The following is a 24063-nucleotide window of genomic DNA, read 5'->3' on the forward strand; positions in this document are numbered from 1 at the left end:
GACCGGCGGACCGGCACCGGCGGCGCACCGATTCAGCGATCGGTGATGCTGAATTCAGTGACCGAAATCGCACGCTACACGAGGCGTGACGACGGCGCACGACCACAAATCGGGCATATTCCGGGGCGTACCCGGGCCTGTCGCACACCCGCCGCGGACCGTCCGGTATGCATGCGGCATGACCAGCGCGACCACCACGACCACCGTCCGCCGGGTCCGGCCGGCCGACGCCGCCCGGATGCGGGCGCTCCGGCTGGAGATGCTGGCCGACTCCCCGCTGGCCTTCCTGGAGACGGTGGCCGAGGCCGCCGCCCGGCCGCACGCGGAGTTCGCGGCCCGGGTCGCGGCCGTCTCCCGGGGCGACCACACCGCGCAGTTCGTGGCCGACCCGGGCGGCCGTCTGGTCGGCCACGCCGGCGGCATCGCCGCGCCGGACGAGCCGGGCCTGACGCTCGTCTATGCGGTCTACGTGACGCCGGCCCGGCGGGGCAGCGGCCTGCTGGCGGCGCTCGTCGACGAGGTGGCGGCCTGGTCGCGCGCCTGCGGACGGCCCGAGCTGATGATGGAGGTGGTGGTCGGCAACGACCGCGCCTACCGGGCCTATCAGAAGCTGGGCTTCGTGGACACCGGGGTGCGGGTGCCGCACCCCCGGATCACCGGCCTGCACGAACTCCAGATGCGCCGCCCGGCCTGAGGACGCCGCCGGGCGCGCCGGTCGTCACCGCGACGACCGACGCGCCCAGGATGCGGTGACTCAGACGTGCCGGCGGCTCTGCACGATGCGGAACCGGTTGGCGACGTACGCGCCGTCGGTCAGCGCCGAGTTGGCCGCCGCGTTCGCGCCCGAGCCGTGGAAGTCGGAGAACGCCGCCGACTGGTTGACGAACACCCCGCCGGTCAGGTTGCAGGACAGGTGCACCCCGGCGTCGATCGCCGCCGCCTCGGCCGCGTCCAGCACCGCCTCGTCGGTGGAGTAGACGCCAGCGGTCAGCGCACCCTTCTCCCCCACCGTCTCGCGCAGGATGCGCAGGCTGTGCTCGGTGGAGTCGGTGGCGATGGCGAACGAGATCGGCCCGAACCACTCCCGCGAGTAGGTCGCGGTGTCGGACGCGTCCAGCTTCACCACAGTCGGCGTACGCACCACCGCGCCGGGGAAGGACGGGTGCTCGACGGTGCGCGACTCCAGCACCGGCTCGCCGACCTTGGTGACCTCCTCCAGCCGCTCCAGCACGCCGTCGTTGACGATCGCGCCGGTCAGCTCGACGCCCCGGGCCGGGTCGGCGGTCAGCTTGGCGACCGCGCCGGCGATCCCGGCGGCCACCTCGTCGAAGCTCTTGTGCCCCTGGTCGGTTTCGATACCGTCGCGCGGGATCAGCAGGTTCTGCGAGGTGGTGCACATCTGGCCGCTGTACAGCGTCAGCGTGAAGCCCAGGTTGCGGCAGAGCCCGGCGAAGTCGTCGGTGGAGTCGATCACCACCGTGTTCAGGCCGGCCTTCTCGGTGTAGACGGCGGCCTGCCGGGCGTTCGCCTCCAGCCAGTCGCCGTACTCGCTGGAGCCGGTGAAGTCGACGATCTTGACGGCCGGGTGCAGGGCCAGCGTGGTGGCGAGCTTCTCGCCGTCGGTCTCGGGGGCGAGCTGCACCAGGTTCGGGTCGAAGCCGGCCTCGGCGAGCACCTGGCGGGCGTACCTGACGGTGATCGCCAGCGGCAGCACCGCGCGCGGGTGCGGCTTCACCACCACCGGGTTGCCGGTGGCGAGCGAGGCGAACAGACCGGGGTACGAGTTCCAGGTCGGGAACGTGTTGCAGCCGATGACCAGCGCGACCCCGCGCGGCACCACGTGGAACGTCTTGGTCATCCGCAGCGGGTCGCCCTTGCCGGCGGCCTTCTCCCAGCCGGCCGTCCCCGGGTGGCGGGTCATCTCCGCGTACGCGTAGGCGACCGCCTCCAGCGCCCGGTCCAGCGCGTGCGCGCCACCGGCCTGGAACGCCATCACGAACGCCTGGCCGCTGGTGAACTGCACCGCGTTCGCCAGCTCGAACACGTTGCGGTGCAGCCGGTCCAGGACCTCCAGGCAGACACCGGCCCGGGCCTGCGGGCCCGCGTCGCGCCAGGCGGGCAGCGCGGCGTTCGCGGCGGACACCAGCTGGTCGGCGCCCGCGTGCGGGTAGCGCACGTCCAGCGCCACCCCGAACGGGCTGACCTCGGTGGCCACTGTGGTGCCGTCACCGGCCTGGTCGAGCGGGAAGTCCTCGCCCAGGTACGCCTCGAAGGCGGCCTTCCCGTCGGCGGCGGCGGTCTCGCCGTACACCCGAGGGCTGGGCGACTCGGGGTAGGCCGACCAGTACCCGCGCTCCGCGATGGCGGTCAGCGCCCGGTCGAGGGTCTCGCGGTGCCTGTCGTACAGGGGGTGCGGGGTCTCCGTCATGCCCGCCATCATGCAACAGGAAGGCACCAGATCAGTAGGGGCGTGTCACAACTCAGATCGTCAATTGCCAGTCGACGGAACCGGCGGCGGGGCGGAAGCCGAGCTGTTCGTTGATCCCGATCATGTGGCGGTTCGCCGCCGCGTTCCAGGTGTCGACGACCCGCAACGCCGGTTCGTGCGCCAGCGCGTACGCCAGGTTTCCGGCCTTGCAGAGCAGGCCGAGCCGGTGGCCGCGGTGGTCGGGGTCGACGATGGTGATCTCCTGCCAGGCGTGACCGGTGCTGCCCGCGTCCAGGCCGAGCTGGGTCCAGCCGACCAGGCGGCCGGACGCCTCGTGCACCACGCCGGTGTTGTACCGGCGTACGCCCCGGGCGTCCAGCGCCCGCTCCGCGTCCCGCACCCGCGCCGAGTCCATCTGCTCCGGCTCCCAGTCCAGCTCACCCATCGGCGCGTCGACCAGCAGCCGGCCCTGGAGGTAGGCGACGTCCGCGACGTACTCCTCGGGGGTGTGGTCGCGCCACCGCACCGGCCGGTATCCGGTCGCCGCGGCGCGGGCCCCGGCCAGCAGCGCGGACAGCCGGTCGCGGTCGAGCCCGGCCACGTCGAGGCGGCGGCGGACGTCGGCCAGCGCCGGTTTGGCGCCCATGGCGGCGGCGAACGCGGCACCGGGGAACACCCGGTCCTCCTCGCCGGGCAGCGCGGCGACCGTCGCGCCGACGAGTCGCTTGCCCCCGTGCTCCCGCAGCAGCCGCACCCCGTGGTCGTGCAGCGCGCGCCCGATCCCCCGCCGCCGGTACGCCGGGTCCACTGTCAGTTCGACGCTCGCGTTCTCGGTGTTGTCGATCGTGTGCAGGTAGAGCCGCAGCCAGCCGACCGGCGACCCGCCGAGGCGGGCCACCAGCCAGCGCGTGTCGATGCCGGGCATCGGATGCGACAGCGGCGCCTCGAACCGCCGCCTGCAGGGGTCGGGCAGGTCCGGCTCGTCGACGGCCTGCGCGGCGCACGCGATCCGGTAGACCGCGTCGAGCGTCTGCCGGTCGGCCGGGTCCAGGGGCGTCACGGTGAGCGTCATGCCACCAAGGGTGTGCCGGACACAGCGAAGGGGCCAGCGGTTTTCCGCCGGCCCCTTCGGACGTTGGTCGGGAGGGACGTCCGCACAACGCCTCCGGCGTTGGGTCGCAAGAACTTGAAAAGTCTCCGGCGGATGCCCTCCCGCACGAAGCATCTTGCGCCGTCCGGTTCCTGCCGTCAAGTCCTTGAGGGCGGTTTTCTGGCACTCACCGCACATCACCGGTTACCCACCGGTCTCACCCGATCCCCCACCCGGGCGAGCCCACCTCCCCCACCCGGCCGAGGCCGGCTCCGGGTCAGGCGAGGAGGCCGGCGTCGCGGGCGGCGCGGAGGCTGGGCTTGATGCGGTGGGTGGGGCCGACCTGGGCGGCCACCGCGTCGAGCGTCTTCAGGCCCTCGCCGGTGTTGAACACGACCGTCTCGGCGGCCGGGTCGAGCCGGCCGGACTCCACGAGCTTGCGCAGCACCGCGACCGTCACGCCGCCGGCCGTCTCGGCGAACACCCCGGTGGTACGGGCGAGCAGCCGGATGCCGGCGCGGATCTCGTCGTCGTCGGCGTAGTCCATCCAGCCGCCGGTACGGCGGACCGCCTCCAGCGCGTACAGCCCGGCGGCCGGGTCGCCGATGTTCAGCGACTTGGCGATGCCGGCCGGCTTGACCGGCGTGATCGTGTCGGTGTCGCCGTGCAGCGCGGTGGCGATCGGGTTGCAGCCGGCCGACTGCGCGCCGAACACCTTCCAGCCGCCGGCCGGCGCCTCGACCAGCCCGATCTCGACCAGCTCGGTGAACGCCTTGTCGATCTTGGTGAGCAGCTCGCCGCTGGCCATCGGGATGACCACCTGGGCCGGGATCCGCCAGCCGAGCTGCTCGGCCACCTCGTAGCCGAGCGTCTTGGAGCCCTCCGCGTAGTAGGGGCGCACGTTCACGTTGACGAACGCGGTGTCCTCGAACTCGTCGGTCTCCACCAGCTCGCCGCAGAGCCGGTTCACGTCGTCGTACGAGCCGTCGATGGCGACCAGGTCGCCGCCGTAGACAGCGGTGGTGACGACCTTGCCCTGCTCCAGGTCGCCGGGGATGAAGACGATCGACGGCACGCCGGCCCGGGCCGCGTGCGCGGCGACGGAGTTGGCGAGGTTGCCGGTGGACGCGCAGGCGTAACGGGAGAAGCCGAGCGCCCGGGCCGCGGTGAGCGCCACCGAGACGACCCGGTCCTTGAACGAGTGGGTGGGGTTCGCGCTGTCGTCCTTGACCCAGAGCGGCGCGGTGAGCCCCAGCTCGGCGGCGAGGTGCGGAGCGGCGACGAGCGGGGTCAGCCCCGGGTCGAGCGTGACCCGGGTGGCCGGGTCCTGACCGGCCGGCAGCAGCGCCGCGTACCGCCAGATGTTGTCCGGACCGGCCTCGATCCGCTCGCGGGTGACGGTGGCCAGCGCGGCGGTGTCGTAGTCGACCTCCAGCGGCCCGAAACACTCGTAACAGGCGTGCTGGGCGGCGAGCGGGTACCGCGCCGAACAGGCGCGGCAGACCAGGGCGCGGGCCGGGCTGAGGGTGGTGTCGATACCGGTGGCGACGGGAAGCGTCGACGTCATGTCGAGGATTTCCTCTCATCTTTCCCCGCATCGCCGGGTGCGGCGGGGACGGAATTGGCACCTGCCCGCCGTCGCTCGTCGTCGAGCGTGCGGGTGGTTGCCGGGGCGTCGTCGGGCCGTATCCCTCAGCCCCTCTGGATGAGGTATTCAGTTGTGCCGCCGAGTCTAGGCGCTGCTCACGGCCGCGCCACCCCGGGATCCCACGCTGTGGGCCGGCTCAGCGTCCGACCACCGCGACCGGGCGGTAGCCGCGCAGGATCTGCACCGCGAACGTGGCCACCGGCACCAGGTTCATGAACAGCGCGGCGTCGGCCGGGCCGAGCCGCCGTACGCCGGTGTTCCACGCCAGCACCGCGAGGACGGCGGCGACCAGCACCGCGTACGCGAGCTGGGGAGCGATCGCGACGAGGTCGGCGGCGGCCGGCGCGTGCTGGAGCCCGGTGAGGTCGGCGACGGCGCTGGCGGCGAGCATGGCGAGCATGCCCGCGACAGCGGTCAGCGTGGTGTAGCGCAGCGCAGACCACTCCGGGAACCGGCTCGCGCCGTGGGTGTAGAACGCCCAGCCGAGCACGGCGCCGATCATGAGCAGCTGCACGAACCCGAGCTGCGCGAGGTGCCGGTCACGGCCGTGCTCGCGGCGCTGGCCGACGACGTCCGGCTCCAGATCGTGCGGGCGCTCGCGCCCGGCGGGGAACACGCCTGCGGCTCGTTCGAGTTCGGCGTCTCCAAGGCCACCCGCAGCCACCACCTCAAGGTGCTGCGGGAGGCCGGCCTGACCCGCACCCGGGTCGCCGGCACCACCCGCTACGTGCGGCTGCGCCGCGAGGAACTGGACCGTCTCTACCCGGGCCTGCTCGACGCGGTCCTCGCCGAGCGCGGCGGAGTGGCATGATCGCCGGATGCGGAGACCGGCGCGCCTGATCGGCGTCCTCACCGGCGTGACGCTGATGGCCGCCTGCACCCCGGCCCGAGGGCCCGCGGACGGACTGTCCGACCCGCCGCCGCGGCCGGGCGCTCCCACCGCCGACCACACGCCCGCCGCCACCTGCTCCCCGGAGGGCATCGCGATCACCGGGCTCGGGGTGAGCGCCGCGATGGGCCTGCGAGCGATGGGCCTGGAACTGCTCAACTGCGGCGACCGGCCGTACGAGCTGCGCGGCTATCCGGCGGTCACGCTCCGGGACGCCGACGGCGACCCGATCGAGGTGCGGATCATCCCGGGTGCCAAGCCGATCACCTCCGGCTTCGACCACCCGCCCACCCGGATCGTGCTGGCCCCCGGCGAGCGGGCCGGCGCGGCGCTGATCTGGCGGAACCTGGTCACCGACCCGACAGTGGTGGCGACCGACGGCAGGGAACTCGACGTCGCGCCGGTGGCCGACCGGCCGGCGTACCCGGTCGCCCTGGACGGGCCGATCGACCTCGGCAACACCGGCCGGCTCGGCGTCAGCGCGTGGGAGCGCCGGAAGCCCGACCCGGCCGGCACACCCACGCCGGCCGTCCCGCCGCCGCCCACGACTGCGCCGGTCAATCCGCTGTAGAACCAGAGCCCGGCAGGGATCACCCCGACCGGGATCTGGTTCGCCGCCGCGGACTCAGGCCGGGACCGAGGCCGGGGCCGCGGTGGGCTCGGTCGCGACGGACCGGCGGCGGGCCAGCAGCGTGTCGAGCGCCCAGTTTCCCGGGCCGAGCACCGCGACCAGCAGGAACGACCAGCAGAAGAGCGCGGCCAGCTCGCCGCCGTTCTGCATCGGCATCAGGTGGTCCGGCTGGTGCACCACGAAGTACGCGTACGCCATCGAGCCGGAGGCGAGCAGCGCGGCCGGCCGGGTGAACAGGCCGACGAGCACCAGCGCGCCGCACACGAGTTGGATCAGTGCCGCCCACCAGCCGGGCCAGGTGCCGAACGGGACGGCCCCGCCGGTGGCCGGGTTGCCGCCGAAGACGCCGAAGATCGAGGCGGCGCCGTGGCAGAGGAAGAGCGCGCCGGTGACGATGCGGAACAGGGACAGCACGGGGGCTTTCAGCTGCGCCGGGATCATGGGAAACCTCCTGGTACGGGTGCCGGACGCCGTCCAGGATGGCGGGACTACTGATTGATGTTAATCGATTTCTTTGCAGGCGGGACAATCCTGTGGGAACGCTCCCATGATATGGGCCGGACCACTCCCGTGGCGACCCCGTCCGGTCACCTCAGCTCGTGACGTCCTTGCGGGTGAAGCGCCAGAAGGCCAGACCCCAGAACAGCGTGGCGTAGACGACCGCCGAGAACGCGCCCTTGACCACGTCGTCGGTCTGCATCGGCGTGGACAGCAACCCCAGCCAGGCGCTGCTGTAGTGGGTCGGCAGCAGGTTCCGCAGCCCGCCCAGCGCGGTGATCTGGTCCAGGATGCTGGACAGGATCCACAGCAGCACCGCACCGCCGACCGCGCCGAGCGCGGCGTCGGTGGTCACCGACAGCAGGAACGCCAGCCCGGCCACCACCAGCAGCACGACCGCCAGATAGCCGAGCACGCCGAGCAGCCGCAGCAACCCGTCGGCCGGGGCCAGCTCGGCCGAGACCTGGCTGCTCAGCGGCTTCCAGCCGTACCGGAGCGTGCCGGCGAGCAGCGCGGTGCCGGCCAGCAACAGCAACGCCAGCCCGGAGTACGCGAGCGCGACGACCAGCTTCACCGCCAGCAGCCGGGCCCGGGGCACCGGCACCGCCAGCAGGTAACGCAGGCTGCCCCAGCTCGCCTCGCTCGCCACCGTGTCGCCGCAGAACAGCGCCACCACCACGACCAGCAGGAACGACGCGGACACCAGGATCGAGAACAGGGTGAAGTTGAGCCCGCCCGAGGTGGCCAGGTCGGCCAGGCTGGAGAACTCGCCCCGCCCGCCGCCGTCGTCGTCCCCGGCGTCGAACTGGAACGCCACCAGGATGATCAGCGGCAGCAGCACCATGAACCCCAGCGCGAGCTGGGTACGCCGGCGCGACGCCTGCCGCCGGAACTCCGCCGCGAACGGGAGCGTGGCCGAGGGCCGGTAACCGGCCGCCGCCCCGCCCGCGCCCGGCGCCGCCGTACCGGACGTGCCGCCACCAGGCGACGATGCCACAGACGAACCCGCCATCACCGGTCCCCGCTTCCCCGAGAGTTCTCGCCCACCAGGGCGAGGAACGCGTCCTCCAGGCGGCGCCGGGGCACCACCCGGTCCACCCCGATGCCGGCGCGGACCAGTTCCGCCACCACCTCGCTGCGGGCGGTGCCGTTGGTGTCGACCACCAGCCCGCCGTCGACGTCGGGCAGCACCCGTACGCCGCCGAGCCGGTCGAGCACCGTACGCGCCGCGTCCGGGTCGCTCACCTCGAACAGCACGCTCGGCGACTCGCCGACGATCTCCTCCACCGGGCCGGACGCCACGATCCGGCCCTTGTTCACCACCACCGCGTGCGTGCAGGTCTGCTCCACCTCGGCCAGCAGGTGGCTGGAGACCAGCACCGCCCGGCCGTCGGTGGCGTAGCGCTGGAGCACCCGGCGCATCTCGGCGATCTGCGGCGGGTCCAGCCCGTCCGTCGGCTCGTCCAGCACCAGCAGCTCGGGCAGGCCGAGCATGGCCTGGGCGATGGCCAGCCGCTGGCGCATGCCGTGGCTGTACTTCTTCGTCCGCCGGTGCACCGAGTCGCCCAGGCCGGCGATCTCCAGCGCCTCGTCGAAGTGCGCGTCCTCCCATGGCCGGCCGGTCGCCCGCCAGTACGCCTTGAGGTTGTCCAGGCCGGACAGGTGCGGCAGGAAGCCCGGTCCCTCGACCAGCGCGCCGATCCGGGACAGCACCGGCGAGCCCGGCACCAGCCGGTGACCGAAGACGTAGATCTCACCGGCGGTGGGCTGGGTCAGCCCCATCAGCACCCGCAGCGTGGTGGTCTTGCCCGCGCCGTTGGGCCCGAGCAGGCCGACCACCTGGCCGGGGTGCACCTCGAAGTCGACGTCGGACACCGCGACGAAACCGTCCGCGTACTCCTTGCGCAGGTTGCGCACGGCGAGCGGGACGCCCGCGTACTCCGGGTGCACGGAGTCGTCCTGGCGACGGTGCCGGCGACGGGTGAGCAGCACGACCACGACGAGCCCGGCCACGATCGCGGCGAGCAGTCCGGCCAGCGCCCAGCGCCAGATCGTGGCGGTGGTGGGGATCGGCGTGGCGTCGACGGTGGGCAGCGTCAGCGGCCCGTCCGCGAGCGCCACCGTGTGCACGGCCGGTTCGGCCGGCGAGGCGTACGCCTGGTCCGACGTCGCCACGACGAGCCGCAGCCGGTGCCCGGCCTCGACCCGCCGGACGATCCCCGGCAGCGTCACGGTGACCGGCGTGGCCGCGTCGACGGTGGCCGGCAGGCCGGTCAGGCGCACCGGCGCGACCAGGCCGGACGGCAGCGTGGCCGCGCCCTGCGGGTCGACGTCGTAGAGCTTCACGAACAGCACCGCCTCGCCGGTCGGTGAGGCGGCCCTGATCCGCACGGTGGGCGCGCCCACCACGTCGACCGGCTCGTCCAGCGGCGCCGACTCGAAGCGGGCGTGCTGGCCGGGGATGTCACCGGCGACGCCGTCCAGCAGCGAGCCGAGCGCGCCCGCGAACGGCACCGAGGAGATCGCCGCCGGGTTGCCGTTGGGCGGTACGGCGACCGGCTGCGGCGGACCGGCGAGCGTCACCTCGCGGCGGCCCTCACCGGTCAGGCCCGGATAGTCGGCGGTGCGGAAGCCGGTTGCCACCAGGCCCCGGTCGAGCGCGTCGAACCCGGCGATCCGGGAGAACGTGAACGTGTCGCCGGGGGCCGCCCCGTCGCCCTTGACGTAGTGGTCGAGCCACTGCGCGGTCAGGAACTTCACCCGGTCGGAGTCGGAGGTGGGCCCGGAGCCGCCGTCGTGGCCGCCGGTGAACCAGGCGACCCGCACCGGCGTGCCGGCCGCGGCGATGCCCCGGGCGTTGGCGTCCGCCTCGGCCAGCGGGAAGAGCGTGTCCGCCTCGCCCTGCACCAGCAGCGTCGGCGACTTGATCCGGTCCAGCACGCCGGCCGGCGACGACCGGCGCAGCAGCTCGACCGCCGCCGCGTCGGCCCGGCCGGTGGTGGCGATGCGCAGGTACGCGGCGCAGACGTCGGCCGCGAAGCGCCCGCAGGACGGGTCGGCGGCGCCGGCCGGCGCGCGACCGGGACCGCTGCCCGGCCCGGCGCCCGGCTGCGGGCTCGGCGGGCCGGCGGACTCGGGTGCGCCCTCCGGTGCGGCGGCGGTGGCCCCGGAGAGACCGGCCGGGCCGGATCCGGCGTTCCCGCCGCCGCCGAAGAAGATGCCCGCCCAGCCCTTCTTGAACACACCGTCGGTGGGCTGCCGGCCGCTGCTCTCCGGCAGGAAGGCCCGGGACAGGTCGTTCCAGGTGATCATCGGGACGATCGCGTCGATCCGCTGGTCCTGCGCGGCCAGCAGCAGGGCCAGGCCGCCGCCGTACGAGCCGCCGACCACACCGACCCGGGGGTCGCCGGCCGCGTCGAGGCGGATGTCCGGCCGCTGGGCGAGCCGGTCGAGCAGCCGCTGCGCGTCCCGCACCTCGTAGTCGGGGTTGTCCAGGTGGATCTGGCCGCCGCTGCGCCCGAACCCGCGGGCGGTCCAGGTGAGCACCGCGTACCCCCGGGCGACCAGGTCCTCGGCGTCGGAGCGGACCGAGTCCTTGGTCCCGCCGAAGCCGTGCGCCAGCAGCACCGCCGGTACCCGGTTGGACGAGGAGGCGTCCTCCGGCAGGTAGAGCGTGGTGTCCAGGTCGACCGGCTCGTCGCCGGAGGGCCCGGAGCGTACCGTCACCGTCTCCGGCTCGGTCCGGAAGCCCGTGCCGCCCGGCCGGGCCACCCAGACCAGCGCGGCGGCGACGAGGACGACCACCACCACTGCGGCGACGGTGCGGCGCGGACGGCCGGCCAGGGCGCGCCGGAGCCGCGCGGCGGTTGATCTCATGCGCCACACGGTACGGGCCGACGGCTGAGCATTCGCTGAGATCCGCCGTACGTCTGTCCGGTTGCACCGATCGTCGCGTAGCGTCCGTCATCCGCCAAAGGTCCAGAGCATCCCAGCGGGACGAATTCGGATCATGTGAATTCACATCTACGGGCGCAAACCACCGTCGATGTCACTTCTCGGCTACACGATCGCACGCTACGTACCATTCGCCCTGACACAGGGTCACCCAAAGTGGACTGACGTGAAGCCGACTCATCGGCCGAGGTCCCACCCGCGTCCGGTTCGGCTACTTTTCCGGTCCGGTGCACGGGACTGCGTACGGCGACCTCCCGGGGCACCGATCGCCCCGCCGTCGCCGGAGGAGACACACCATGACAGTCCCCGCGTCGCGGGTCCGTCGGCGGCCCGCCGTACCGGGCCGTACGCTCGCCCTGGTTCTGGTGCTGGCGCTGCTGGCCCCGCTCGGGCTGATCTTCGTCCAGGCCGAACGCGACTTCGCCGACGACCACGACCTGGCGACCCGGGAACGGCTCGGCGTCCGCTACCTGCGCGCCCTCGGGCCGGTCACCGACACGCTGGTGGAGGCCCAGGCCATCGCCGTCGCCGAGGGAGCCGTGTCCCGGGCCTCGCTCGCCGCCGCCATCGAGGGCGTCGCGGAGGTGGACAACGCCGTCGGAGACGAGTTGCGCACCCACGAACGCTGGGCCGGGCTGCGGGCCAAGCTGGAGTCGCTGCCGGACCGCGGGATCGGTGACCCCGAGGCCGCGTACCGGGCCTACGGCGAGGCGTCCGACCTGCTCCTGGCCCTCTACCGCAAGGTACGGGAGAGCTCCGGCCTGATCCGCGACCCGCGCTCCGACTCGTTCTTCCTCCAGGACGGCATCGGCGGCGACCTGCCCACCGCGACGGTGCTGGCCGGACGCCTCGTCGACCTGGCCCGGCTGTCCGCCAAGCGCCCCGCCGCCGAGCGCGCGCGGGTGGGCGCGGAGCTGGCCGAGCTGCGCGTCTCCGCGCTCGGTCCCGCCACCGACCTGGTCGCCGACCTGCGCTCGGCGGTCGACAGCTCGGAGAGCACCGACCTGGGCGCCAACGTGCTCACCCCGCTGGACACCTACCAGCGTTCACTGGAGACGTTCGCGACCTACTCGGCGCCCGGCGCCGGCCGGGCCGCGCCGGGCACCGACCAGCTCACCCGCGCCGGGATCAGCGCGCAGAACGCCGCCAAGGAGCTCCGCACGGTCATCCTCGACCAGCTCGACGCGCTGCTCGTGGAACGCCTCGACGCCCTGGAGCGGGACCGGCTGCTGGGCCGGATCGCCGCCGGGGCGGCGGTTCTGCTGATCGCCGGGATCGTCGCGCTGCACGTCGCCGCGCTGCGCCGGGACCGGTCCCGGGCCACCCCGGCACGCCGGGAACCGGCCGAGGCCGCACCGGCGCCCACTGTCCACCCGGAACCACCGCTCACCGCGCCCGGCGCCGACCGCCAGCCGGTCGCTGTGGGGCACGGTGGCGACGCCGACCGGTGGAGGCCGTTCGATGCTGCTCGGTAAATTACGCATCCGGGGCAAGCTCGCCCTGCTGGTGATCATTCCGCTGCTCAGCATGGTCGGACTGGCCGTACCGGTCGTCATCGACCGGGTGACCACCGCCCAGCGGGCCGCCGACACCGCCGAGACCGTCCGCGTCGCCAGCCGGGTCGGCAGCCTGGTCCAGGACCTCCAGCAGGAACGCCTGCTCTCGGTCGGGCTGCTGCTCGGGCGGGTGAGCCGTACCGAGCTGATCCAGAAGTCGGCCACCGTCGACGACCGGGTCGCCGACCTGCGCGCCGAGCCGCTGCCGTCGGCGGTCCGCGAGAGCCTCGACGGGGTACGGCGGCTGGAGGACGTCCGCAACGCCACGCTCGCCGGCCGGGCCACGCCGCAGCAGATCCTGACCGTGTTCGGCGAGGTCGACACCGCCCTGATCGACGCGTTGCGGCTGCCCTTCCAGGTGGACACCGACACCGCGGCCGGACGGCAGGTGCTCGCCCTGGACGCGCTGCTGCGCGTCGACGAGGCACTGAGCTCGTGCACCACCCAGATCGTGCTGGTCAAGGCGACAGGCGATCCGCTGGTGGCCCGGTCGTTCGTGGCGTGCATGGCGGGGCTCAACGTCGACAACCGGCGGTTCCGCAAGCTGATCACGCCCGAGCAGCTGAAGGTGGCCGAGCTGGACGACGCGGCGGTGGCCGCCCGGACCAGCCCGACGTTCCTGGTGGACAGCCTCCGCGACCCGGTCGGCGCGATCGCGCCGGTGCCGCTGGACGTGCTGTTCCCCTCGGCCCGGTCGATGATCACGCTGGGCCAGTTCGTGGAGAAGAAGGTCGTCGCGGACGTCATCGCGGAGACCCGCGCCCGGGAACGGGAGGCCCTGACCGCGGCCTGGCTGGTCAGTCTCGCGGCGGCGGCGATCCTGCTCGTCGTGGTGCTGCTGAGCATGACCGTGGCGCGGACGGTGGCCCGGCCGCTGAGCCGGCTCACCCGCTCCGCCGAGCGCGTCGCCCGGGTCACCGAAGCCGAGCTGACCCGGGTCGCCGACGACGAGTCCGAGACCGTCCCCCCGGTACGCCTCGACCCGGTGGAGATCAGCGCCCGGGACGAGATCGGCGACCTGGCCCGCGCGTTCGACCGGGTGCAGCACACCGCCGCCCGGCTGGTCGAGCGGCAGGTCGCCGGGCGGCGCAACGTGGCGCAGATGTTCGGCCACGTCGGCCGCCGTACGCAGAACCTGGTCGGCCGCCAGATCGCGCTCATCGACCGGCTGGAACGGCAGGAGACCGACCCGGGCCGCCTGGAACACCTCTACCGGCTGGACCACATCTCCAGCCGGTTGCGCCGCAACGCGGGCAGCCTGGTGGTGCTCTCCGGCGCCACCGGCTCGGACGGTCACGTGGCGCCGGTCCCGCTGGCCGACGTGGTCCGGCTCGCGCTCGGCGAGATCGAGGACTACACCCGCGTCGACGTGGAGGTCCCGCCCGGCGTGGCGGCGTCCCCCGCCATCGCCGGCGACCTGGTGCTGACGCTCGCCGAGCTGATGGAGAACGCCACCTCGTTCTCGCCGCCGCACACGCGGGTGGTGGTGACCGGTGAGCTGACCGACGGCGGCGCACGGCTGGTCGTGGTCGACCACGGCATCGGCCTGACCGAGGACCGGATGGCCGAGGAGAACGCCCGGTTCACCCGGCGGGAACGCCTCGACCTCGCCCCGACCGAGGTGCTCGGCCTGTTCGTGGTCGGCCGGCTGGCCCGCCGGCACGGCTGGAGCGTCCGGCTGAGCCACACCCCCGGCGGCGGCGTCACCGCCGCCCTGGAGATCCCGGGCGCCTCGCTCGTGATCCGCCGTCCCGAGCCGGTCGGCGTCAGCGCCGGCCGCGCCGCGGTGCCGGGCACCCACGAGCCGGAGCCACCGGCCGTCGACGCGCCGGCCGGCTTCGACGCCGAGTTGCTGACCCGGGCCACGCGCAGCATGTCCAGCGGCGACCCGTGGAACGCCTTCGGCAGCCAGGCCGGCACCGCGGAGACGGACGAGGACGACGGTCCGGCCGCCGGCGGTCCGCCGCCGGTCTGGCCGCCGGCGACCCGGCCGTCCGGACCGGCGGCACGTCCCGGGCACGTCTCCCCGCCGACACCGGTCGTCGGCCCGGCCCCGGCCGCTCCCCCGGCCGCCGGGCCGGCGACCGGCCCGACCCTGGCGCCGCCGGCCACCCGCCCGGCCCTGGCGCCGCCCACCGGCCCGGCGCTCGCACCGCCGCCCGCCGGCCCGGCCGTCGCCCCGCAGCACGGTCCCGGGCTCGCGCCGCAGCACCGCCCGGCGATCGCGCCGCAGCACGGGCCGGCAGTCGCGCCGCAGCGCGGGCCGGGGCTCGTGCCGCCGCCCGGTGGCGCCCGCCCGCCGGCGCCGGCCGGGCCGCCCCCGGCCGTGGCGGCGCCGACCGGACCGAACCCGGTCGGCCCGCCCGCCGGGCGGCCCGGTACCCGGTCACCGATCCGGCAGCGGGTGCCCGGCGCGAACCTGCCGGCCGCGCCGCCGGCACCACCGGCCGGACCGGCCGGACCGGCCACTGGCGGGCCGCTGATCGGCGTGCCGGCGGACCCGTCGAGCGTCCGGGCCCTGGTCGAGGCGTTCCAGGACGGGGTACGGCGGGCCGAGGGCGCGGTCGATCCCACGCCGTCGGCGGCGGAACGGCCCCGGCTCAGCCGCCGGGTGCCCGGCGCGAACCTGTCCGTCGCCCCGGCCCAGTCCGTGCCGCCCACCAGCTCCGACCCCGGCGACCCCGTCGAGGTCCGCAACCGGATCAGCGAGTTCGAGGCGGGCGTCGCCCGTGCTCTGCGCGAAGTCAGTACCGACCGCCGCTACGAAGAGGACCCATCACGGTGACCAGCCCCTTCCTCCACGAGAACGTCGAACAGAGCACCACCGGCGACCTCAGTCCCGAGGCACGCACCTTCAACTGGCTGCTCGACTCGTTCACCTCCAGCACCGCCGGGGTGATGGAGGCGATCGCGGTCTCCTCGGACGGGCTGCTGATGGCCATGTCCGCGATCAAGGACCGGTCCAACGCGGAACGGCTCGCCGCCGTGGTCTCCGGCATGACCAGCCTCGCCGGGGGCGCGGCGAGTTGGTACGCGCTCGGCGCGCTCAACCGGGTGATCGTCGACATGGCCGAGGGCTACCTGCTGATCAGCGCGATCAGCAGCGGCTCGGTGCTCGGCGTCGTCGCCGACCGCACGGCCAACCTGGGCACCGTGGCGTACGAGATGACGCTGTTCGCCGGCCGCGCCGGCGGTGCCCTGAGTCCGCGCCTGATCGCCGAGCTGAAGAACGCCGTACAGCAATGAGCCCAGGGGCCGCCGGCGCGGACCCGGAGCCGGAACCCGGCTTCCGGATCCGCCCCTTCCTGCACGCGTCCGCTCCGGTGCCGGAGCCGGACGCGGGCGACGGGGAGCCGACCGGCCCACGCCCCTTCGTGCTGACGTCCGGACGGGTGGACGGCGACCCGGCGATCGGTCTGGAGACCCAGGTCACCGCTCGTCCGGGCAGCACCTCGTGGGCGGTGACCGCCCGGTTGGCCCCGGAGCTGGCGGCGATCGTCGCGATCTGCGCCGAGCCCGTCTCGGTGGCCGAGATCTCCGCCCGGACCCGGATGCACTTCGGGGTGACCCGGGTGCTGGTCGGCGACCTGCGGGCCGCCGGCCATCTCGACGTGCACGTCGCGGACGTCGACGACGCCCTCGATCCCGACATCATCCTGCGAGTGATTGATGGACTTCGTGCGATCTCCTGAATGGCCGGCGGCCGCCACGGGCGGGCCGTCCGCCAACAGCGCCCCGAGCCGCTACGGCGGCCCGGCGCCGCTGATCGGCCGGGCCACGCCGCCCCCGCCCACGCCGCCGCTGCCGTACCTGCCGCCCGGTGTGCCGCCGGCCGAACCGGCCCCGATCGTCAGCCGGGTGCCGGCGCCCCGGCCGCCGATCCCGGTCAAGATCCTCATCGCCGGCGGGTTCGGGGTCGGCAAGACCACCACCGTCGGCGCGATCTCCGAGATCGCTCCGCTGACCACCGAGGCGGAGATGACCACCGCCGGCATCGGCATCGACGACCCGGGCGGGGTCGCCGGCAAGACCACCACCACCGTCGCCATGGACTTCGGCTGCGTGACCATCGACCGCAGCCTGAAGCTCTACCTCTTCGGTACGCCCGGACAGGCACGCTTCGGGTTCATGTGGGACGACCTGGCCCGGGGCGCGCTCGGCGCGCTCGTGGTGGTGGACAGCGCCCGGCTCGACGACTGCTACCCGGCGATCGACTTCTTCGAGCGGTCCGGGCTGCCGTTCGCGGTGGGCGTCAACGCCTTCGACGGCCGGCTGGCCCTGGACCTGCCGTCGATCCGCTGGGCGCTGGCGATCGGTGAGCACGTGCCGCTGGTGCAGTTCGACGCCCGGGACCGCCTCTCGGTACGGGACGCCCTGCTCGTCGTCCTGGACCGCGCGCTGGACCGGGCCACCCGATCCCGGGCAGGCTGAACCGGCAGTCGTTTCGATCCGTTGTCGGGCGAAGGGGTGGACGCCATGAGGGGTGATCTGGACGAGACACTGGCCCGGATGGCGCGGCGCGAGGAGGCGCTGCGCCGCCGGGCGCCGATGCCCGGGGAGCCGGCCGGGGCGGCCGGGCGGGACGTACCCGAGGAGGCGGCGGACGAGCCGGGCGACGGGCGGGCGGGGCACGGCGCGTACCGGCTGCGCGGTGGCGAGGCGCCGGTGCGGCGTGACCCGGTCGAGGAGGTCGCCGAGGCGGTCCGGCGGGTGGTGGCCGAGCACCCCGGGCTGGCCGTGACGCTGCGCGTGGAACTGGGCGAGCAGGCGTACCCGCTGCGGGTCTCCTGGTCCGGCACGGCGGTGACGGTGGGCCCGGCGGCGCCGCCCGCGCCGCCGCCGGCGTGGCCCATGTCGGTGAAGACGGTGCCCGCGCCCGGCCACGACCCGCTGGAGTCCGACCCGGCGGCCCGGCTGGCCGAGATGATCCGGCGCGACCCCTCGCTGCTGGACGACCCGGGTACGCGCTGACCGGCACCCGATGATCGGGGCGGCTACTGTCGGCGGGTGGCCGAACCCGACCTGACCCTGACCGCGACGCTGCGGCCGGCCGCGCTCGACGCCCGGCGCGGCGTGGTGCGCCTGCATCCCGAGGTGCTCACCGCGTTGGCGCTGCGCCCCGGCGACCCGGTACGCCTGACCGGCCGCCGGGTGACCGCCGGCATCGCGGCCGCCGCCGAGCCGAGCACCAGCGGCGCCCTGCTGCACGCCGACGACCTGCTGCTGGGCAACCTCGGCCTGCGGGCCGGCGGCCAGGTCACGGTGAGCCCGCTGCCCGCGACCCCGGCACGCCGGCTCACCCTGTCCGGCCCGGCCGCTGTGGTCGCCGCGGTCCCGCCGGAGATGCTGCGGCTCGCGCTGCTGGGCAAGGTGGTCACCGCCGGGGACGACGTCTCGCTGCTGCCGCAGGACGTGCTGCCGGACGCCGCCGTGCGCGGCCTGATCGAGGCCGCGCGGCGCAGTCTGGCCAGTTCCGTCGGGTACGCCTGGACGAGCACGCTGCTCACCGTCGTGTCGGCCGAACCGGCGGTCGGCGCGCTCGTCACCATGGACACGGTCGTGGGCTGGGAACACGGCGCCGCCACCCGCGGCTCCGGCCCGGCGTCCTCGGCCTCCACCGCGCGGTTCTCCGCCCCCGCCGCCCCGGCCGGGACGGAACCCGACGCGGACCTGCTCGGCCCGGAGGACGCGCCCGACGTGGACGAGCTGCCCGGTCTGCGCGCCCAGGCCGAGGAGCTGACCGAACTGCTTGACCTGGGCTTCCACCACCGCGAGGTGCTGGGCCGGCTCGGCACCACCGTCTCGCTCGGCGTGCTGGTGGAGGGTCCGGCCGGCTCGGGCAAGTCCGCGCTGGTGCGTGCCGTGGCCGCCCGGGTCGGCGCGGGCGTCCGGCCGCTGTGGGCACCGGAACTGGCCGCGCTCAGCAACGACGCGGCGGCCCGCCGGCTGCGCGAGGCGGCCTCGGCGGTACGCGCCGGTGGTCCCGCCGTGCTGCTGGTCACCGACGTGGAGTCGATCGCCCCGGCCGACGAGCCGGGCCCGCTGGCCACCGTGTTCCGGCAGGTGGTCGCCGAGACGCTGCGAGCAGGCGCCGCTGTGGTGTGCACCAGCGGGCGCCCCGAGGCGGTCGACCCGGCGCTGCGCGGCCCGGACCTGCTCGCGCTGCGGATCACCGTGCCGCTGCCCGACGCGGCGCTGCGCCGGGAGCAGTTGACTGTGCTGACCCGCGAGGTGCCGCTCGCAGGTGACGTCCGGCTGGACGAGGTGGCCGCCCGTACCCCCGGGTTCGTCGCGGCGGACCTGGCGGCGCTGGTACGCGAGGCCGGGGTGCGCGCGGCGCTGCGGCAGAAGACGGTGGAGACGCCGACGGTGGCGATGGCCGACTTCACCGCCGCGCTGGAGGTGGTCCGGCCGACCACGATGTCCGCGTCCACGCTGGAGCTGGCGTCGGTGACGCTGGACGACGTGGGCGGGCTGCACGAGGTCAAGCAGACGCTCACCGAGTCGGTGCTCTGGCCGCTCACCTATCCGGACACGTTCGCCCGGCTGGGCGTGACACCGCCGCGCGGCGTGCTGCTCTACGGTCCGCCCGGCTGCGGCAAGACCTATCTGGTGACCGCGCTGGCCGGTACCGGGCGGGCGAACGTGCTGTCGGTGAAGGGCGCGGAGCTGCTCTCGAAGTGGGTGGGTGAGAGCGAGCGGGCGGTCCGGGAGCTGTTCCGCCGCGCCCGCCAGGCCGCGCCCACGCTGGTCTTCCTGGACGAGGTGGACGCGCTGGCCCCGGTACGCGGGCAGGCCACCGACGGCGGTACCACCGACCGGGTGGTGGCGGCGCTGCTGACCGAGCTGGACGGCGTGGAGGCGCTGCGCAACGTGGTGGTGGTCGGCGCGACCAACCGTCCCGAGCTGGTCGACCCGGCGCTGCTGCGTCCGGGCCGGCTGGAACGGCTGGTCTACGTGCCGCCGCCGGACGGTCCGGCCCGCGCGGAGATCCTCCGCGCGTCCGCCCGGGGCGTCCCGCTCGCGCCGGACGTGGACCTCGACGCGCTCGGCGCCGAGCTGGACGGCTTCTCCGCCGCCGACTGCGCCGCGCTGATCCGGGAGGCGGCGCTGGCCGCCATGCGGGAGTCGCTGGAGGCGAGCACCGTGACCGCCGCGCACGTCGAGGCGGCCCGGACCCGCGTCCGCCCCTCCCTGGACCCGGTGCAGCTCGCGCACCTGGAGTCGTACGCCACCGGCCGGTCCTGACGAACCGGCCCGCCTCCGGTCAGCTCTCGCCGCGGCGGCGGGCGGCCGGGCGGCGGGGACGCTCCGGGACGCGGCGGCGCCGCTCGGGTTCGCGCTGCCCGCGTGCCGGACGGCGGGAGCGCTCCGGCGCGGTCAGGACCGGCTCGTCGGCGTACTCGTCGTCGTCGAAGTCCTCGCCCTCGTCGTAGGCGGCGTACTCGTCGTCCTCCGGCCCGGCGTCGCCCCGCTCCTTCCGGAGCGCGGTCTCGTGGTCCTTGACGACCTGGGAGTCCGCGATCTCGCCGCGCCAGCCCTCGACGGAGTCCGGGTCGAGCACGGTCTCGGTCATCACGTGCCGGACGAAGTGCTTCAGCTCCAACCGCACGCGGCGGCCCTGGGCCCGCCACAGGTTGCCGGTGTGCTCGAAGAAGCCCTGCGGGTGGTACTCCAGCACCACCAGGATCTTCGTCAGTTCCGGGCCGACCTCGTGGAAGCTGACCGTGCCGTCGACGGAGCCCTTCTCGCCCTTGGACCGCCAGTGGATCAGCCGGTCCGGGATCTGCCGGACGATCGTCGACTCCCAGGTGCGGTGCGACCAGAGGACCTGCGCCTTCCAGGTCATCTTCTCGTCGGCGTCGCAGTCGGCCTGCTCGACCTTCTTCATGAAGCTCGGGAAGTCACCGAACGTCGTCCACTGGTTGTAGGCGACCCGGACCGGCACGCCGACCTCGATGGTCTCGACGATGTTGGTGACCTTGAGCTTCTTGCCCCCGCCCTTGCCGCCCTTGCCACCCTTGCCGCCGCCGAACACCGACATCACCTTCTCCTTACCGCCGGCGAGGCCGGCATGGAACATCGCCTTCAGCGGGGAGTCGCCGTCCGCGAGCTTCTGCGCGCCGGTGGCCGCGGCCACCAGGCCGGGCCCGCCGCCCTGCTTGGCGTACTCACTGAGCCGACCGGTGGCGCCGGTGACCCGCTCGGTGACCGCCTCCACGGCCCGCTCCCCGATCGCGGAGGCGAGATTGCGCAGCTCGCCACCGATCTGGTCGCGGGCCCGGTCGGCCAGGCTGCTCGTCGCCACGGCTCACCGCCCCCGATCGGCTCGGGCCGGCACCGGCGCGCCGGGCTGGTCGTCCAGCTCCTGCTCCTCGTCGGGCGCGGAGCGCTCGCCCTTCGGCGCGGAGCGCGACCCGTCCGGCGCGGAGCGCTCGGCATCCGGCCGGCCCGCGCCACTCCTGCGGCGCAACGCGTCGGCACCGCCGCGCAGTCGTCCGCCGATGGCGTCGATGCCGTTGCCGGCGGCTGCGGTCGCGGCCGCCCGCCCGGCCGCCACCAGCGGCGGGCCCAGCCCACCGAGGTTGCGCAACTGCGGGTTCGCGGCCATCAGGTCCGCGCCGAGCTGCTTCAGACCGCCCGGGCGCCGGCTGGCCCGCCCGGCGGCGACCGCCGCGGCGAGCGTCAGCGCGGTACGCATCTTCTTCCGGCGACCCAGCAGATAGCCGAAACCGACTGCCAACGCCACCCGTGATCCGCTTTTCATCCGCTCTCCTTCGCGCTCTCCGGGAGGCGGACATCGCGTCCCGGAGAGGCGGGCAGTACCCGTCACCCCATCGGCAAAACATTTCCGCAGGAGCGCGAAACCACCCATCAAGGCGGTACTGAGCAGGAGAAACGTAAACGGTGAGCGAGGAGCCTCAGCGGATCGGAAGTGCCGAATCCAGGCTCATCCGGGCATGCAGGCTTCCGTCTTCCTCACGCAATTCCGCACCGCATTTACGCAGCACCGAGATCGCACCCGCATTGTCCGGAGTGGTTTTCGCGACCACTGTGTGCATCCCGGCCGCCGCGGCGGCGTTCAGCAGTTGCCGCAGCGCGGCGGCGCCCAGGCCCCGGCCCCGCGCCGACCGGCCCAGCCACATGCCGGTCTCCACCGTCCCCGGCTCGTCCCGGCGGGTCATCCGCACCATGCCGACCACCTCACCGCCGGAGACGATCGCGTACATGGCCGTGCGGGTCGGGCCGTTCAGCCCGCCGAGGCTGGCGCGGTGGAACTCGCGGAACGCGTCGCGGCGGGCCAGCGACCAGCCCGCGGGGGCGTCCACCGGAGGCATCACGTCCTCCGGCTCCGCCTCAGCCGCCGCTACGGAGAGCAACGGTTCAAGGTTCCGTTCGTCCACCGGCTCCAGCCGTACAGCACCCGTCACGTCGCGCAGTCTGCCGCGCGTGGTCCGGGTCGTCCACCCCTTTGGGGAGGGATTGCCGCTATGGCCGACCGCCTCGTCCGGTCGTACCCCCGGGGTGTTCCCGCCTCACGCTGCGTTGTCATCCGACCGGTCGTTCCGGCGTGAGCGTGGTCACGCCGAGGGGTCGAACTCGCAGAGCACGGCTGAGGCGTCGTCGGTGCGCTTGTGCCGCCGCAGCCGGTCCGGGTGGTCCCGCTCGGCCGCGCGGACCCGGCCGATCAGCCCTTCCGGGCCCTCCACGGACAGCACCTCCAGCAGCCCGGCCCAGTCGAACAGGCCGAACTGGTCGACCGCGCAGGAGGCGCCGTCGCTGAGCAGCGCGGCCCGGCGCAGCGCCCCCGGACCGCGCAGCGGAAGCGTCCCGGTCAGCGCGTGGTACGCCGCGTCCGGGTCGCTCGCCGCCGCCCAGTAGCCGTGGGTGCGGTTCATCCGGGTCCGCTGCACAGTCGTCGCGCGCCGGAACCGGGTCACCGGGTCGGTCTCGCCGTCCGGCAGCGCTGCGGCGCTGCGGCGCAGGTCCGCCACCGCGTCCGCCAGCCGGTCGTCGGTCACCACCTCGATCCCGCGGTCGGTGTCGAGCACCAGCGGGCTGTCGCAGAGCACCAGGTAGTCGACCCGGTCACCGCTGTGCCGCAGCAGGCAGACCGTGGACGACGGGGTGCCGGGATGGTCGAGGTCGCACGTCCCGCCGTGGTCGGCCCGTACCGCGAGGACGGCCGCCGCGAGGCTGCTCATCAGCGTGGCCGCGGGGCGGGCCGCGATCGCCAGGCCGATCCGGGCGGCCAGGTGCCGGACGTACCAGGCGGGACCGTGGGTGCAGCCGGTGTCGAAGCCGTCGGGCACCGTCGCGCCGTCGAGGACGCCGACGAGCGGGCCGAACCGGAAGACCACGTCCTCGTTCTCCGACCGCCCGGGCGCCGGGTCGGAGGCGGAACGCACCCGCATCACCGGCGCCTCCGCGACCGGGCGGGCCGGCCTGCTGCCGATCGCGTACCGGCGGTCTGGTGCCCCCATCGTCGGCCTCCGTTCGTCGTCGCCGGCCGCCTACCCGGCCCGCGCCCGGTCATCCGCGGCCGACCCGATCGAGGTAACCGTGCGTCATCTTCTCCGGACCTTCGGTAGCGTCGGACGCGACCGGGTCGGTCCCGGTGACAGGGGGTTCGAGATGTTGGAGCGGTTGCACGAAGGCGGCATCCGGGCGGAGCACGCCTACCTCGCCGGGTTCGTCAGCATCGGCCTCTCGGTCACCAGCTGGTTCCTCTCCAAGCACATGGAGCGCGCCGGGGTGGCGCGGGCGGACCGCTGGGGCATCTTCATCGGCGAGTGGGCGCCGACGTTCTTCGCCATCGGCAACGGGCTGCGCACGTACGAGAAGTGACGCCGGTCAGCGGCGCCGGTTACGGGCCCGCGACGAGCGCAGCCGGCGCAGCCGGCCGATCAGCACCGGCTCGGCGGCGAGTGCGGCCGGCTGGTCGAGCAGGGCGTTGAGCAGCTGGTAGTAGCGGGTGGCGGAGAGCCCGAACGTGTCCCGGATGGCCTGCTCCTTGGCGCCGGCGTGCTTCCACCACTGCGCCTCGAACGCGAGGATCCGCCGCTCCCGCTCGGTGAGGCCGTCGCCCGGCGCGCCGGACGGCGCCGGGGCGGACGCCGTACCACCGGACGGGGCGACGTCGTCGAGGGACGTGCTGTCGTCGGCGGGCGCGGACCGGTCCGGCGGCGTGGACTCGACCGGGGGCGCGGTGCGTGGCGGCGGGACGGCACCCGCCTGGCGCGTGCCCGCTGCCGGCCCCGACGGGTCGGGCCGGTCGACGGCGGCCCGCTGCGAGGCGTCGGCGGACATGGCGCTCCTCTCCGACGGCGGGTGACCGGCACGCGGAGCGCGCCGGCCGGGGGAGCCCC

23 protein-coding genes and 1 riboswitch are annotated in these 24063 nt (G+C 74.5%); of the genes, 11 read left to right on the forward strand and 12 right to left on the reverse strand.

Features of this window, described 5'->3' with window-relative positions; all coding sequences use genetic code 11:
- The first annotated feature begins 178 nt into the window (after nucleotides 1-178).
- Entirely contained in the window at nucleotides 179-694 is a 516-nt protein-coding gene (locus ACN27D_RS11255; RefSeq protein ID WP_120572888.1) for a GNAT family N-acetyltransferase, read from the forward strand.
- Nucleotides 695-754: 60 nt separating this feature from the next.
- Here the strand turns inward: ACN27D_RS11255 and paaN are convergent, their stop codons facing one another.
- The 4 genes from paaN to ACN27D_RS11275 all read right to left on the reverse strand — a co-directional run bounded on the left by paaN (nucleotide 755) and on the right by ACN27D_RS11275 (nucleotide 5680).
- Nucleotides 755-2428: a phenylacetic acid degradation protein PaaN gene (gene paaN / locus ACN27D_RS11260; RefSeq protein ID WP_421499066.1), complete on the reverse strand. Its 1674-nt coding sequence runs from the start codon at nucleotides 2426-2428 to the stop codon at nucleotides 755-757.
- A 52-nt stretch (nucleotides 2429-2480) separates the two neighbouring features.
- A complete protein-coding gene (locus ACN27D_RS11265) occupies nucleotides 2481-3500 on the reverse strand; it encodes a GNAT family N-acetyltransferase (RefSeq protein ID WP_421499067.1) in 1020 nt (339 codons plus the stop codon).
- A 295-nt stretch (nucleotides 3501-3795) separates the two neighbouring features.
- Nucleotides 3796-5085 (reverse strand): threonine synthase, encoded by a 1290-nt coding sequence (gene thrC / locus ACN27D_RS11270; RefSeq protein WP_357896312.1) that lies wholly within the window; start codon nucleotides 5083-5085, stop codon nucleotides 3796-3798.
- Nucleotides 5086-5097: 12 nt separating this feature from the next.
- Nucleotides 5098-5230, reverse strand: a riboswitch (SAM riboswitch).
- A gap of 72 nt (nucleotides 5231-5302) precedes the next feature.
- The gene (locus ACN27D_RS11275; protein WP_233586208.1) at nucleotides 5303-5680 is read right to left on the reverse strand and encodes an EamA family transporter; all 378 of its coding nucleotides are present in this window, start codon (nucleotides 5678-5680) and stop codon (nucleotides 5303-5305) included.
- A gap of 18 nt (nucleotides 5681-5698) precedes the next feature.
- Here ACN27D_RS11275 and ACN27D_RS11280 point away from each other — a divergent pair, with 18 nt between their 5' ends.
- Nucleotides 5699-5977, forward strand: coding sequence for an ArsR/SmtB family transcription factor (locus tag ACN27D_RS11280; RefSeq protein ID WP_233586207.1), 279 nt, complete (start codon nucleotides 5699-5701; stop codon nucleotides 5975-5977).
- A 7-nt stretch (nucleotides 5978-5984) separates the two neighbouring features.
- On the forward strand, nucleotides 5985-6626 hold the full coding sequence (locus ACN27D_RS11285) for a DUF4232 domain-containing protein (protein ID WP_421499068.1): 642 nt from the start codon (nucleotides 5985-5987) through the stop codon (nucleotides 6624-6626).
- Between the two features lie 54 nt (nucleotides 6627-6680).
- On the opposite strand, the gene ACN27D_RS11290 is transcribed toward ACN27D_RS11285, so the two are convergent.
- The 3 genes from ACN27D_RS11290 to ACN27D_RS11300 all read right to left on the reverse strand — a co-directional run bounded on the left by ACN27D_RS11290 (nucleotide 6681) and on the right by ACN27D_RS11300 (nucleotide 11060).
- Nucleotides 6681-7127 (reverse strand): DoxX family protein, encoded by a 447-nt coding sequence (locus ACN27D_RS11290; protein WP_120572882.1) that lies wholly within the window; start codon nucleotides 7125-7127, stop codon nucleotides 6681-6683.
- A gap of 151 nt (nucleotides 7128-7278) precedes the next feature.
- Complete coding sequence (locus ACN27D_RS11295; RefSeq protein ID WP_194801866.1) at nucleotides 7279-8196, reverse strand: ABC transporter permease subunit; 918 nt, start codon at nucleotides 8194-8196, stop codon at nucleotides 7279-7281.
- Nucleotides 8196-11060 carry an alpha/beta fold hydrolase gene (locus ACN27D_RS11300; protein WP_421499069.1) on the reverse strand — a complete coding sequence of 955 codons (2865 nt, stop codon included), beginning with the start codon at nucleotides 11058-11060 and terminating at the stop codon, nucleotides 8196-8198. Before ACN27D_RS11300 ends, ACN27D_RS11295 begins: the two co-directional genes overlap by 1 nt.
- Before the next feature lie 374 nt (nucleotides 11061-11434).
- On the opposite strand from ACN27D_RS11300, the gene ACN27D_RS11305 reads away from it, so the two are divergent.
- The 7 genes from ACN27D_RS11305 to ACN27D_RS11335 are packed head-to-tail and all read left to right on the forward strand — an operon-like array spanning nucleotide 11435 to nucleotide 19942.
- The gene (locus tag ACN27D_RS11305) at nucleotides 11435-12613 is read left to right on the forward strand and encodes a hypothetical protein (RefSeq protein ID WP_121686415.1); all 1179 of its coding nucleotides are present in this window, start codon (nucleotides 11435-11437) and stop codon (nucleotides 12611-12613) included.
- Complete coding sequence (locus tag ACN27D_RS11310; protein WP_421499070.1) at nucleotides 12600-15479, forward strand: nitrate- and nitrite sensing domain-containing protein; 2880 nt, start codon at nucleotides 12600-12602, stop codon at nucleotides 15477-15479. Before ACN27D_RS11305 ends, ACN27D_RS11310 begins: the two co-directional genes overlap by 14 nt.
- A complete protein-coding gene (locus ACN27D_RS11315) occupies nucleotides 15476-15940 on the forward strand; it encodes a roadblock/LC7 domain-containing protein (protein ID WP_013288866.1) in 465 nt (154 codons plus the stop codon). The genes ACN27D_RS11310 and ACN27D_RS11315 overlap by 4 nt, the downstream gene beginning before the upstream one ends.
- The gene (locus tag ACN27D_RS11320; RefSeq protein WP_120572877.1) at nucleotides 15937-16386 is read left to right on the forward strand and encodes a DUF742 domain-containing protein; all 450 of its coding nucleotides are present in this window, start codon (nucleotides 15937-15939) and stop codon (nucleotides 16384-16386) included. Before ACN27D_RS11315 ends, ACN27D_RS11320 begins: the two co-directional genes overlap by 4 nt.
- On the forward strand, nucleotides 16364-17125 hold the full coding sequence (locus ACN27D_RS11325; protein ID WP_199733027.1) for a GTP-binding protein: 762 nt from the start codon (nucleotides 16364-16366) through the stop codon (nucleotides 17123-17125). The genes ACN27D_RS11320 and ACN27D_RS11325 overlap by 23 nt, the downstream gene beginning before the upstream one ends.
- 45 nt (nucleotides 17126-17170) lie before the next feature.
- The gene (locus ACN27D_RS11330) at nucleotides 17171-17665 is read left to right on the forward strand and encodes a hypothetical protein (protein WP_421499071.1); all 495 of its coding nucleotides are present in this window, start codon (nucleotides 17171-17173) and stop codon (nucleotides 17663-17665) included.
- A gap of 36 nt (nucleotides 17666-17701) precedes the next feature.
- Nucleotides 17702-19942 carry an AAA family ATPase gene (locus tag ACN27D_RS11335; RefSeq protein WP_421499072.1) on the forward strand — a complete coding sequence of 747 codons (2241 nt, stop codon included), beginning with the start codon at nucleotides 17702-17704 and terminating at the stop codon, nucleotides 19940-19942.
- A gap of 19 nt (nucleotides 19943-19961) precedes the next feature.
- Here the strand turns inward: ACN27D_RS11335 and ACN27D_RS11340 are convergent, their stop codons facing one another.
- The 4 genes from ACN27D_RS11340 to ACN27D_RS11355 form a co-directional block, all read right to left on the reverse strand.
- Nucleotides 19962-21002 (reverse strand): SRPBCC family protein, encoded by a 1041-nt coding sequence (locus tag ACN27D_RS11340; protein ID WP_421499073.1) that lies wholly within the window; start codon nucleotides 21000-21002, stop codon nucleotides 19962-19964.
- A 3-nt stretch (nucleotides 21003-21005) separates the two neighbouring features.
- Nucleotides 21006-21461, reverse strand: a complete 456-nt coding sequence (locus tag ACN27D_RS11345; protein WP_357900355.1) for a hypothetical protein — start codon at nucleotides 21459-21461, stop codon at nucleotides 21006-21008.
- 154 nt (nucleotides 21462-21615) lie between these two features.
- Complete coding sequence (locus ACN27D_RS11350; RefSeq protein WP_223165255.1) at nucleotides 21616-22125, reverse strand: GNAT family N-acetyltransferase; 510 nt, start codon at nucleotides 22123-22125, stop codon at nucleotides 21616-21618.
- Nucleotides 22126-22275: 150 nt separating this feature from the next.
- On the reverse strand, nucleotides 22276-23178 hold the full coding sequence (locus tag ACN27D_RS11355; RefSeq protein WP_421499074.1) for a hypothetical protein: 903 nt from the start codon (nucleotides 23176-23178) through the stop codon (nucleotides 22276-22278).
- A 151-nt stretch (nucleotides 23179-23329) separates the two neighbouring features.
- Between ACN27D_RS11355 and ACN27D_RS11360 the strand changes: the two genes are divergently transcribed.
- Nucleotides 23330-23542, forward strand: a complete 213-nt coding sequence (locus ACN27D_RS11360; RefSeq protein ID WP_013288875.1) for a hypothetical protein — start codon at nucleotides 23330-23332, stop codon at nucleotides 23540-23542.
- 6 nt (nucleotides 23543-23548) lie between these two features.
- On the opposite strand, the gene ACN27D_RS11365 is transcribed toward ACN27D_RS11360, so the two are convergent.
- Nucleotides 23549-24004, reverse strand: coding sequence for a DUF3263 domain-containing protein (locus ACN27D_RS11365; RefSeq protein WP_421499075.1), 456 nt, complete (start codon nucleotides 24002-24004; stop codon nucleotides 23549-23551).
- Nucleotides 24005-24063: the final 59 nt, after the last annotated feature.

Source organism: Micromonospora sp. WMMD1274, assembly GCF_049179035.1.
Taxonomy (GTDB): domain Bacteria; phylum Actinomycetota; class Actinomycetes; order Mycobacteriales; family Micromonosporaceae; genus Micromonospora; species Micromonospora tulbaghiae.